This window comes from Rhizobacter sp., assembly GCF_031412075.1.
In the GTDB taxonomy this organism is placed as follows: Bacteria; Pseudomonadota; Gammaproteobacteria; order Burkholderiales; family Burkholderiaceae_C; genus Rhizobacter.
On the sequence record NZ_JANOCG010000335.1, the window covers coordinates 24780 to 36761 of the forward strand.

Genomic DNA, 11982 nt, shown 5'->3' on the forward strand with positions numbered 1-11982 from the left:
ACCGTGCGCATTCGCAGCCAGCTCATTGCCGCGGTGGCAGCCTGTGTCGGGCTGAGCATCGCCGCGGCCCTGCTGATCAGCCGAGCTGCTCATGTGGAGGCCGAAGCCAGCGAGGTCCAGTACCGCGCCCACTCGGCATCGCACGACGTGTCGGGCCTGCTGGTGCTGACGCAAGAGTACGCCCGCCACTTCGAGGACCGGGCGGCACAGCAGTGGTACCAGCGGCACTCGTCCATCGCGGCCACCCTGCAGTCAGACGAAGCCCGCCAAGGCGGCACCGCCCTCAAGGAGCTCCGCTCGGTGACACAGGCGCTTCCGCCACTCTTCCAGCGGCTGGAAGAGCTGTCGCAAGGGCGCGATGCCTTCACCCAGCGGCGACGCGAGGTGCTGATCGACCAGATGCTCACCAACACTCAGGCGATGAGCGACTTCGCCTACCAGTGGTACCAGGAGGCGGCCCAGGTTCGCCACGATGCCGAGGAGACCTTTCGCACCTTCGCCATCGCCTTGCCGCTGCTCATGCTGGCGATGATGGCGGCGCTGGCACTGGCGGTGCGCCAGCGCGTGCTGCTGCCGCTGCTCTCCCTCGACCGGGCCACCGCCCGAGTCACGCAAGGCGACCTGAGTGTGCGGGCCGGCACTTCGCGGCAAGACGAATTTGGTGACCTGTCACGGCGCTTCGACGAGATGACCGGGGCCCTGGCGCGCAGCAACGAAGAGATGCAACGCACCCAGCGCCAGCTGAAGGCGGTGACCGACAGCTTGCCGGCCTTCGTCGCCTATGTCGACAAGGACTTGATCTACCGCTACACCAACGCCTACTACGGCACGGTGCTCGGCATCGACCCGGCCAGCCTCATCGGCACCCGGCTCGCCGACCGGGTGGGTGCCGAGGCCTTCGCCGAGCTGCGCGACGAGCTGGCCGGCGTGATGCGCGGCGAGCACCGCAGGTTCGAGCGCCGGCGCACGCAACGCGGCGCCGAGGTGTACCACCTCGTGGACTACACGCCCGACGTGGCGGCCGATGGCACGGTGGTGGGCTTCTACGTGATGGCCAACGACATCACCGCGCGCAAGCACGCAGAGCTGGCGCAGGCCCGCAGCGAGCACATGCTGCGCCTGATCGCCGACAACCTGCCGACTCTGATTGCCTACATTGACCTGAAAGAGCGCTTTGTGTTTGCAAACGCGCAATACGAGCGGCTCCTTGGCGTGGCCGCCGAGGCGGTGATCGGAAGAACGGTTCGAGAAATCCTGGGTGAACAGACGTATGCGCTGGTGTCACCACACCTGCAGATCGCCTTCGGCGGGCAGCGCACACAGTTCGAACGTGTGGCTCGGCTGCACGAACAAACCCGGCATCTGCTGACGGACTACATCCCCGAATTCGACGAGTCCGGCGCGGTGACCGGCTTGTTCGCGATGGCGGTCGACGTCACCGCGCTGAAGAACCTGCAACTCGCCCATGCCCACGATGAAGAGCGGGTGCGCAGCATCCTCACCCACGCACCCGACGCCTTCATCAGCATCGACTCCGACAGCCGCATCCAGGAATGGAACCGCCAGGCCGAACTCACCTTCGGATGGACGCGAGACGAGGTGCTTGGCAAGTCGCTGGGCGACACGATCATTCCCCCGGAACATCGCGAGGCGCACCGCCACGACATGCGCCATTTTGCGAAAACGGGTGAAAGCCCGGTCGTCAACCAGCGCATCGAAATCACGGCCTTGCACAAGGCTGGGCGGAGCCTTCCGATCGAGTTGTCGCTGGCCGCGGTCAGAGAGGGCCACGGCTTTGCCGCAAACGCTTTCCTGCGCGACATCTCCGAACGCAAGCTCGCCGAGACCCAGCTGCGAGACAGTGAACGCCGGCTGCGTGACATCACCGACCACATCCCGGCCATGATCGGCTACTTCGACAACGAAGAGCGCTGCATCTTCGCCAACAGCACGGTGTTGCGGCTCAATGGCCTGTCGCGTGACGACATGCACCGCCACACCCTGCGCTCTGGCATCGGCGAAGAAGCGTACGCACAGCACGCGCCCCACATCCAGCGCGTGCTGGGCGGTCAACTCGCCTCGTTCGAGGGCCACGTCAAGCGCAAAGGCAAGGACGCCTATTTCCAGGCCCATCTCGTGCCCGATCGGCCGGCGGACGGCCCGGTGCGCGGCTTCTACGTGATGACATTCGACGTGACCCCGGTGCGCCAGGCCGAGCTGGATCGGGCGCGCAGCGAACAGCGGCTGCGGGCCATCACCGACAACCTGCCCGTGCTGATCTCCTACATCGACAAGGACCAGAAGGTGCGGTTCGCCAACGAAACCTACCGCACCTGGCTCGGAGCCGATCCCGCCAAACTGGTGGGCCAGCATGTGCAAGACGTGGTCGGCGACTCGCTCTACGAGCCACGCCGCCCCTTTCTCGAGCGCGCACTGGCCGGCGAGCGAGTCGAGTTCGAGAACGAGGCGCTGGCACTGAACGTGTTGCGCACCACCCAGACCACCTACATCCCTGACATCGATGAACAGGGCGAAGTGCGCGGCCTCTACACGCTCAGCTCCGATGTGACGGCGCTCAAGAACGTCGAGCGGCAGTTGCAGGCCTTGGCGCGCTTCGACACCCTGACGGGCCTGCCCAACCGGCTTCAGGTGAACGAACGGCTGCCGGAGGCGCTGGCCCGCGCGGAACGCTCGCGCGATTCGCTGGCGGTGATGTTCCTCGACATCGACCGCTTCAAGTCGATCAACGACAGCCTGGGGCACGCCACAGGCGACGATGTGCTCAAGGAGTTTGCTCAGCGGTTGCAAAGCAGCGTGCGCACCACCGACACGGTGGCCCGTCTCGCAGGCGACGAGTTTGTGATCATCCTCGAAGGGCTCCACACCGAAGACGAGGCGCTGGCCGTGGCGGCCAAGATCATTGCGTCGGTCAACCTGCCGATGCATGCCGGCGGCGCACGCATCGACGTCTCGACCAGCATCGGCGTCGCTTTCCACCGGCCCGCCGGCGCGCTGCCTTCGGCGAAAGAGCTGCTGATGACCGCCGACACGGCGCTCTACTCGGCCAAGGATGCCGGGCGCAACACCTTCCGCATGGCCCACCTCTCCACCGAGGTCGTGAGATGACACGCGCGAGCGCGCGGTGGGTTCAGCGGCTGCTGCTGGCGTGGGCTGCCGCAGCGTGGCTGGCCGCGCCCGCACGCGCGAGCGACCTGGACATCGCCGTCTCCAAGGGCCCGGTCTCGCTGGTCATCTACGTGGCCCAGGCGATGGGGCACTTCGAGCGCGAAGGCCTGAAGCCACGGTTTCATGACTGCACCAGCGGGCGCGACTGCTACAAGCTGCTCGCCTCGGGGCAGGTTCAGGTGGCCACCGCCGCCGATGTGGTGGCCACGCTGAACAGCTTCTCACGCGATGACCTGGCCTTCATCGCGTCGATCAGCACGTCGTCGCATCAGATCAAGCTCATCGCCCGCAAGTCGGCGGGAATCACCAGCCCCGACAGCCTTCAAGGCAAACGAATCGGGACCGTGACCGCCAGCTCGGCCCAGTATTTTTTGAGCAGCTGGCTGTTGTTTCACAACATCGATCCCGAGCGGGTGCGTGTGGTGTCGCTGCTGCCCGACCAGATCACCCCGGCGTTTCAGCGCGGGGAGATCGATGCGGTGTCGATCTGGGAGCCGGCCGCCGCCTCGGCGCTGCAAGCGCTCGGCGACGACGGAATGGCGATGCCCAACCCCCGCGTCTACACACAGCATTTCGGCTTGATCACGACCCGTGCGATCGCAGCGGCCAAAGAGGCCCATTTGCTGCAGCTGCTGCGGGCCTTGATTCGCGCTGAAGCGGTCATTGCCCAGAACCCGGACAAGGCGCGCGAGATCTTGATGGAGAAACTGGGGGTCACGCGTGAACAGGCGCAACTGCACTTGAAAGAACACGACTACCGAATCCGCCTGGACCAGTCGCTGGTGTCCACCATGAGCAGCCAACGGCGCTGGGCGAGCCAGGAAAAGTTGGTTCCGCCGGCCGCAGCCGCGGGCACGCCACCTCGTTTGACGGCGGAGCCCAGACTGTTGCGCCGTGTCGCGCCTGCGGCCGTGACCCTCGCGCAGTAGTCAGTGGCCGATCACGACGGCCACTGCGGCCGCCGCAAAAGCCAGCACCGCGGCCACCAGCGCCACCCCGCGCGACAAGCCGGCCCCGCCGTGTGAACGGGGCCGCGCGTCGACCAGGCGCTGCAAGTCGTCATGGGCCATCGAGATCAAGCTCAACGAAATCATTGCTCACTCCAGAGCGGCAAGTGGCCGCGGAAGCCTTGATGGTGGGCGTGGCATGTCACGCCACGATGTCACGCACGTGCCGATTCGTTTCATTTGTTCAAACGCAGGGCCAGCCCGAACGGGCCATGCCAGGGGCGCGGAGCTGAAACGGCCGAGCCACGCCAAATTGCTTCAGAGATGCAGGCGCTGCAGGCAAGCGCCCATGGCTGAATGCAGGGCCGCACGCCAACGAGGCGTGGGTTCCGACAGCACCGGCTTTGTGTGCAAACCATGCGGCGAATCAGCATCGTGAACCGCTTGTCGCAGGAAACCCGGATCCATCAACGCTCCCACCGACGACGGGGTGTAGTGGAGGTGATCGTGGTCAGTGCCCATGGTTGTCTCCTTGGCGTCTGTTGGCTAACGCACCGCGCTTGCAAAGAGCGTATCAGGAATCCATGTAAACTGTTTATACCGTATACGCCATTGATGGATTCACATGACCAGTACAACGCAAACCCGCAAGACTCCTGCTCCCGCCAAAACCGCCAAAGCGCCCGCGACCAAGCGGCCGCCGGTGAGCGCCAAGAAGACCGCGCCTGCCAAGAAGACCCCCTCCACCCAGGGTGGGCCTGTTGCACCGCACAAGAGCAAACCGAAGCTCGTGCGCGACAGCTTCACCATCCCCAAGCCCGAATACCTGGTGCTTGAAGTGCTGAAGGCGCGCGCCGTCAAGCTGACGCGACCCGCGAAGAAGAGCGAGCTTTTGCGCGCGGGCATCCAGGCGCTGCATCAGATGACGGACAAGGCATTTCTGGCCGCGCTGGACAGCGTTCCCAGCCTCAAGACCGGCCGACCGAAAGGCGTGAAGTTGAACAAGGACTGAACGCGACCACGCCGCAGAGTCAAGTGATCGTGGCGATTGCTCGCGCCTGGCCGGCGACGAGTCAACGCTGCGTCGACCTCGCTACTCCAGTACCTTGATCGGCTTGTGTTTGAACACCGCCCGGATCACACCATGGTCGTTGGTGCCGTCGGCCTTGTGGTTGTCGAAGTTGAGGTGGTCGTTGTTCACCGCCATGCCGTCGAACAGCCACAGCCGCTTTTTACCGTTGTCGTAGAACTGTTCGCTGACGAGGATGTGATCCAGCGATTCGCGAATGTCCTGGTGCACATGGGTGTAGTACACATCGCGTGTGTCTCGGTACTCCTGCAGCGTTTGCGCGGTGTACAGCGCCGCGTCCCCGCCGCCGACGGAGTCACCCACCAGGTACCGGGGCTGCTCGGTCAGGATGTTGGCGGTGTTGCTGTGCTGGCCGTCGTTGATGTCACCGAGCACGATCACCGGCGTGTCGTTGCCCTTCATCTGCTCGGTCAGAAGAAAGCGCAGCGCAGCGGCCTCGGCCGTGCGGCGGATCGTCGACAGGGCGGCACCCAGCGCCGTGGCGTGTTTCGAATAGGTGGGCTTGTCGGCGCGGAACCAGGGCTCGTTGAACACCTTGGTGGGCGCCTTCGACTTGAAGTGGCAAACGTAGACATGCACCTCCGGCTCGTCCTCGCGCGGCCGGATCGTGAAGTGCGCCACGGGGCGGGAAAAGCCGCGAATGCTCACGTCGATCAGCGGTGTCTGAGGATCGTCGCCGCTTGACTGGAGCCGAAACTTCTCGGGGAACTCGCTGATCCAGTTGGGCGCTCCGGTCAGCAGCCCTTTGCGCACGATGGCCGCGCAGACGATTCTGCTGCCGTCTGCGTCGGGCGGCACCAGCATGTCGTATTCCTCGCTCGAACCGGCCGCGTCCAGCGCCCTGGTCAGCGACGACGCGTGCCACAGCTCCTGAAAGCCGAACACATCCGACTTCAGGATGTTCAACTGGCGCGCCGTCCAGGCAATCTTCAAGTCGTACTCGGCCTGGCTCCAGCCGTCGCGGTCGGTGTAGAGCGCGACGCCGGGTTCGTTCAGGTTGTACAGGTTGAAGGTGGCGATGCTGAGTTGCTTCAGTTTCATCTTCGGTGCTCCCGTATGAGTACGTCGTGACCACGAAGGTAGCGGCGGTTCATGACAGCCATGCAACCGGGCGCGAGGCCGTGCGATCTGGAGCATACGTCCCGGGTCGCCCAGCGGGCGTGCCTGCCGAGCCAGCGCTCAAGAGAGTTGCCGACCCTCGCGAGGCCGGCGCCCCCTATCTCCACCCTGCAGGTGTTCGATCGCATGATGGCGCGCGCAGCCTCGAGACAAGGTGTGCTCTGCAGCGCCTGCGCGGCTACGAGGTCGTGGCGCGCTGCGCTGCGGCAATGGCTTCATGGGCAGCCTCGGTCAACTGTGGTTTCGTGACCCCCAAAGCGGCGAACGCACGGGCCGCGATCGTGTGCTCCTCCTGGGCGCTTGCCAGCAAGACATCTGCGCCCATGAGACATCGCGTGGCACGCGAATGGCGGGTCGCAGCGATTCGCTGCATCAGCGCCTGGCCCGAAGGTTCTGCCTCGTACAGAGCGGGTGCGGGCGCCACGTCGACCGACGAGGTGGTGCCGGCTTGTGCAGACCGTGTGACGACCACCCCCACCGCAGCGAGTGCGTCTGCGAACTGGGTGGCCATGGCCTTGCTGAAGCCTGGGCATCGATGCCCAGGCTTCCGAACGCATGGCGGGCGCTGTCGTCCGGCAGTTCGAGTGCGGCCAGAACAAAGTGTTCCGAGCCGGGTTTGACCCTGCCTTCGGCGCGAGCGCTCTGCTCTGCTTCGCTGCAAAGAAGGGCGATGGTGCGGGCATCGTGAAATCGGGTTTTGATCGAAGCAAACATGCGTTTCTAGCCTTGGCGGCTCCCATGGGGTTGCAAAAACGACAGCCTGCGATGTGCGGCTTGTTTGGACACACCGAGAACCTCGGCGATCTGGGACCACGACCAGCCATCCTGGAGCGCAAGTGCCACGGATCGTTGCTCCAGTTCATCTGCGAGACGACGCAGGGCCACGACCGCCGTCAGCGCGTTGGCGGTGTCTTTCGGGTCTGGAAGAGATTTCGGAAATGCCATGCCGTCAATGTTAGTTGACGATCCATGCAACCGTCAACATCTGCTGACGAGCTGGGGCGCACCCTGAAACCGGATGGGCGCAGCACGGAGGGCGTCGCGCACGACTACGCCCAGCGGGCGCCCCGCGAGCCGGCTCAGAACTTCATGTAATGCAAGGTTTGCCCATCCTGGGCCTTGACGCTGGCAAAACGGGCGGCCACGCGCGATTGCACGATGACCGGCAGCGGAGCGAAGCCGGTGCCGCGGGTCAGTTCGTCGCCATGCAAGAAGCACCAGTACAGGAACCGCAGCGCCGGTGCTGCCGAGTCGGCTTGTTTCGGGTTGGCGTCGACCAGCGCAAACGTCGCCGTGGTGATGGGCCAGGAATCCGCGCCGGGTCGATCCATCAGGCTTGCGAGATCGTTGCCCAGTCGGCCCAGCTCACTGTCTTGAATGGCAGCCCGAAAACCTGCTTCAGACGCCTTGACGAACCGTCCTGAAGCGTTTCGAAGCTTCAGATCGGTCAAACCATCCCGCGCCACCCGATCGAAGCTGACATAGGCGATCGTCCCCGTCGTCGCGCGCAGCGCGTTGACCATGCCGTCATTGCCCTCTGCAGTGGTCACGTCGCCCGGCCACTTGGGCAGCTGGGACTCGCCCACTTGGGTCTTGAAGTCGACGGACACCAGGGAGAGGTAGCGGCTGAAGCCCTCGGAGGTGCCTGACTTGTCGGCCCGCACGATGCGTTTGATGGGCGTGGCCGGCAGGCGGGTTCCTTTGTTGAGCTCGGCGATGCGCGGGTCGTCCCAGCGCTGAATGGTGCCAAGCATGATGGCGGCCAGTGTGGCGCCATCCAGTTGCAACGATCGTTCGCCCACGGCGGGTAGGTTGACCACCGGCACGATCCCGCCCACGACCATCGGAAATTGCACGAGCTGCCGCTTGGTGAGCTCGGCCTGCGAGAGGGGCGTGTCAGACCCGGCAAACCCCACCTTGCGCTCGGTGATTTGTTTGACGCCGTCGCCCGAGCCCGTGGGCTTGTAGACGACGGTTTCCCCGGCCTGTTTCTTGTACTGCTCGGACCACTTGGAGTAGACCTTGGACGGGAAAGACGCTCCCGTGCCCTGAACGTCAGCGTATGCGCAGGGAACCCAGGCCACCAGCGCCAACACCACCGTTCCGACCATCAACCGTTTCATCTCTCTGCTCCTGGAAAAGGGCGAGAGGATACAGGTAAACCCTTAGGTCGCTCGTGCACTACGCCACGGGTGAGTGGGTGTGGGGGACACCGTCTAACCGCTCCGCAGACGAGATCCAGGTTGGCCCGGAGGTCAAGGCTCGACGTGGGGCCCGTAGGCAAGCAGCCGGTAGAGCAGGCGGTGTGCACCGCGCACCGCCACCGCATAGTCCTGCGCCGCTTCCGGCGAAAGCTCGGCCGACGAGGTTCCCGTGGCGTCGACCCAGAAGGCGAACATGTCGCGCAACAAGGCATAGGCGTGGAAGTCGAGCAACTTGCGGCGCTCCAATGTGTCGAGCAGGCTCAAGGTACTGCTCTTGAGCTTGATGCCTCGTTGCTCCGAGAGCTGACGCAGCAGCGACTCGACCTCATTCCAGCCTTCGAGCACGGCTTCGCGCGGCGAGGCCTGGGCGACCTCTTTCAGTCTCACGTACGCCACCTGGTCCGACAACGCAGAAGCGCCTTGAGCGGACACCGCCTTGTCCAGGTCGACCGCCATCCTGCGCAGATCCATGGCTCGGATACCGAGCGGCTGGGTGACCGGTCGATTGACCCAGCCTTCTTGCGCAAGAGAAAAGAGATGACGCAGGTTCATCGCAGAGGCCCCCGGCGCGGACCGCGTTGATTCTGAATCTCCATCGGCGATTGATGTTCCATGTGGCGCGCAGGCTGGCTTCATTGACGAAGACAAGATCGAGCCATGTTAGGCGCGAAGTTTGACAGCGCTGTTTCCATCGAGATGGGAACGTGGCGAGCAGGGTGAAACGGATCGGATGCCCGAGCCCGGCCTGCAAGGTCAGTTTCGCGGGCATCATCTGCCCATGACAGGCAAAAGATCGCCGCGACGAACACCTGAATTCCCTCTCCCAACGGACGCGGCAGAAGCCGTCGAGCGAAAGCTGCTCGCGTGGATGGTTTCTCGCGGGTGGCAAGCCTTCGCTTTCCAGCGCGAGGTGTGGGCGGCCATGGCCGCCGGCGAGTCGGGCCTGCTGCACGCGACAACCGGGGCCGGTAAAACTTATGCGGTGTGGCTCGGCGCCCTGATCGCCTTTTTGCGAACCGCTGGCGGCCAGGCGGTCAGCAAGCCTGCGCCGATGACCGTGTTGTGGATCACCCCCATGCGGGCGCTCGCCGCCGACACCTTGCGCGCCCTGCAAGGCCCTCTTGCCGAGTTGCAACCGGCAGAAGGTGCAGCGCCGGCGTTCGACAGCTGGAGCACCGGCGCACGCAGCGGCGACACCGCTCCCGGCGAACGCAGTGCGCAAGACAAGCGCCTTCCCACCACCCTCGTGACCACGCCGGAAAGTCTGTCGCTGATGCTCTCGCGCGCCGATGCGCAGGCATCGCTCGGCAGCGTGCGCCTGGTGGTGGTCGACGAGTGGCACGAGATGCTGGGCAACAAGCGTGGCGTGCAGGTGCAGCTGGCCTTGGCACGGCTGCGGCGCTGGTGCCCCGGGCTGTGTGTGTGGGGCATGTCGGCCACGCTGGGCAACCTGGCGCAGGCGCAGCACGCGCTGCTGGGTGACACGCCGGGCCGCCTGGTGCAAGGCGAGGTGCCCAAGACGCTGGTGGTCGATTCGCTGTTGCCGCCGGTTGCGGAGCGCTTCCCGTGGGCGGGGCACCTGGGGCTCACCATGCTGCCGCAGGTGATCGCCGAGATCGAATCCAGCAGTACCACGCTGGTGTTCACCAACACACGCTCGCAGTCGGAGATCTGGTACCAGGCGCTGCTGGAAGCGCGCCCCGAATGGGCCGGCGAGATCGCGCTGCACCACGGCTCGCTCGATCGTGCGGTGCGCGAATGGGTGGAGCTCGGGCTGAAAAACGGCGAGCTGCGCGCGGTGGTCTGCACCTCGAGCCTCGACCTCGGGGTGGACTTCCTGCCGGTCGAACGGGTGCTGCAAATCGGCTCGCCGAAAGGCGTGGCGCGCTTGCTGCAGCGTGCCGGGCGCTCGGGCCATGCGCCGGGGCGGCCGTCGCGCATCACGCTGGTGCCGACACACAGCATCGAGATGGTCGAAGGCGCTGCCGCGCGCGCCGCCATTGCGGCCGGGCAGATCGAAGCCAGGCCGTCACCGCAGCAGCCGCTCGACGTGCTGGTGCAGCACCTGGTCACGGTGGCGCTGGGGGGCGGCTTCGAGCCCGAGGCCTTGTACGACGAAGTGCGCAGCACCGCCGCCTATGCGGGCCTCTCGCGCGAGAGCTGGGAGTGGTGCCTGGCCTTCGTGCGCCAGGGCGGCCCCTCGCTCGCCGCCTACCCCGACTACCAACGCGCCGTGCCGGGCGACGACGGCGTCTGGCGCGTGCCCGATGCCCGCCTCGCGCGGCGCCACCGCATGAACATCGGCACCATCGTCAGCGACGCGAGCATGCCGGTGCAGTACGTCGGCGGTGCGCGCCTGGGCAGCGTCGAAGAGAGTTTTGCCGCGCGCCTGAAACCGGGCGAATGTTTCATGTTCGGCGGGCGGCTGCTGGAGCTGGTGCGGATCCACGACATGACGGCCTGGGTGCGGCGCGCCACCGGCCGGCGTGCAGCCGTGCCGCGCTGGAATGGCGGGCGCATGTCGCTCTCGAGCACGCTGGCCGATGCGGTGGTGCAGCAGCTCGCGCTCGCCGATGCCGGCCAGTACGACAGCCCCGAGCTGCAGAGCCTGAAGCCCTTGTTCGACATCCAGCGGCAATGGTCGGCCCTGCCCACACCTCAGACCCTGCTGGTCGAGACGCTCAAGACGCGCGAGGGCTGGCACCTGTTTCTCTACCCGTTTGCGGGCCGCCACGTTCACCTGGGCCTGGCGAGCCTGGTGGCGTGGCGCCTGGCGCGCGACACGCCGCGCACGTTTTCAATGTCAGTCAACGACTATGGCTTCGAGCTGCTCAGCGCGACCGAGGTCGACTGGCAGACCCTGTTGCCGAAGGCTCTGGCCGTCGGCGATGACGCCACGCTGTTGCTCGAGGTGCTCGACAGCCTCAACGCCAGCGAACTCGCACAGCGGCGCTTTCGCGAGATCGCACGCGTGGCGGGGCTCATCTACCAGGGCTTTCCGGGCGAGAAGCGCAGCAACAAGCAGCTGCAGGCGTCGTCGTCGTTGTTCTGGGAGGTATTCCGCAAGTACGACCCGGCCAACCAGTTGCTCAAACAAGCCGAGCAGGAACTGCTCGCACACGAGCTCGAGATCAGCCGCCTGCGCGCGAGCCTGCAGCGGATGGCCACGCAACAGCTGGTGTGGAAGCCACTGGCGCGGCCCACACCGTTTTCTTTCCCGTTGATGGTGGAGCTGTTTCGCGAACAGCTGTCGAACGAGAAGGTGGCCGACCGCATCGCGCGCATGGTGGCGCAGCTCGAAGCGGCGGCCGGTGGGCACACGCCCGCTTTCAGCATGGAGGCAGTGCGGAGCACGCTCGCCTTCGGCGGCGCGGGTCCCTCCGCACCCTCGCCTGCTGCGGCCAAGACCGATGGCCGCAGGCGCCGCAGATGAGCC

General features: G+C 65.6%; 11 protein-coding genes. 4 read left to right on the forward strand and 7 right to left on the reverse strand.

The annotated features are described in order from the left end of the window. Positions 1-3: 3 nt before the first annotated feature. A complete protein-coding gene (locus tag RMO40_RS12340) occupies positions 4-3126 on the forward strand; it encodes a PAS domain-containing protein (protein ID WP_309721352.1) in 3123 nt (1040 codons plus the stop codon). After that, entirely contained in the window at positions 3123-4115 is a 993-nt protein-coding gene (locus tag RMO40_RS12345; RefSeq protein ID WP_309721356.1) for an ABC transporter substrate-binding protein, read from the forward strand. The genes RMO40_RS12340 and RMO40_RS12345 overlap by 4 nt, the downstream gene beginning before the upstream one ends. Here RMO40_RS12345 and RMO40_RS12350 read toward each other — a convergent pair whose 3' ends face one another. Beyond that, positions 4116-4280, reverse strand: a complete 165-nt coding sequence (locus RMO40_RS12350; protein ID WP_309721359.1) for a hypothetical protein — start codon at positions 4278-4280, stop codon at positions 4116-4118. A 171-nt stretch (positions 4281-4451) separates the two neighbouring features. Beyond that, on the reverse strand, positions 4452-4655 hold the full coding sequence (locus tag RMO40_RS12355) for a hypothetical protein (RefSeq protein ID WP_309721361.1): 204 nt from the start codon (positions 4653-4655) through the stop codon (positions 4452-4454). Between the two features lie 103 nt (positions 4656-4758). On the opposite strand from RMO40_RS12355, the gene RMO40_RS12360 reads away from it, so the two are divergent. Continuing rightward, complete coding sequence (locus RMO40_RS12360; protein ID WP_309721364.1) at positions 4759-5145, forward strand: hypothetical protein; 387 nt, start codon at positions 4759-4761, stop codon at positions 5143-5145. 81 nt (positions 5146-5226) lie between these two features. Here RMO40_RS12360 and RMO40_RS12365 read toward each other — a convergent pair whose 3' ends face one another. The 5 genes from RMO40_RS12365 to RMO40_RS12385 form a co-directional block, all read right to left on the reverse strand. Continuing rightward, positions 5227-6264, reverse strand: coding sequence for an endonuclease/exonuclease/phosphatase family protein (locus RMO40_RS12365; protein WP_309721366.1), 1038 nt, complete (start codon positions 6262-6264; stop codon positions 5227-5229). 256 nt (positions 6265-6520) lie between these two features. Beyond that, the gene (locus tag RMO40_RS12370) at positions 6521-6853 is read right to left on the reverse strand and encodes a hypothetical protein (RefSeq protein ID WP_309721369.1); all 333 of its coding nucleotides are present in this window, start codon (positions 6851-6853) and stop codon (positions 6521-6523) included. A gap of 209 nt (positions 6854-7062) precedes the next feature. Continuing rightward, on the reverse strand, positions 7063-7287 hold the full coding sequence (locus RMO40_RS12375; RefSeq protein WP_309721372.1) for a helix-turn-helix domain-containing protein: 225 nt from the start codon (positions 7285-7287) through the stop codon (positions 7063-7065). Positions 7288-7421: 134 nt separating this feature from the next. Further along, the gene (gene pstS / locus RMO40_RS12380) at positions 7422-8465 is read right to left on the reverse strand and encodes a phosphate ABC transporter substrate-binding protein PstS (RefSeq protein ID WP_309721375.1); all 1044 of its coding nucleotides are present in this window, start codon (positions 8463-8465) and stop codon (positions 7422-7424) included. A 132-nt stretch (positions 8466-8597) separates the two neighbouring features. Next, positions 8598-9017 (reverse strand): hypothetical protein, encoded by a 420-nt coding sequence (locus RMO40_RS12385; RefSeq protein ID WP_309721378.1) that lies wholly within the window; start codon positions 9015-9017, stop codon positions 8598-8600. 307 nt (positions 9018-9324) lie between these two features. On the opposite strand from RMO40_RS12385, the gene RMO40_RS12390 reads away from it, so the two are divergent. Next, on the forward strand, positions 9325-11979 hold the full coding sequence (locus tag RMO40_RS12390) for a ligase-associated DNA damage response DEXH box helicase (RefSeq protein WP_489660152.1): 2655 nt from the start codon (positions 9325-9327) through the stop codon (positions 11977-11979). Positions 11980-11982: the final 3 nt, after the last annotated feature.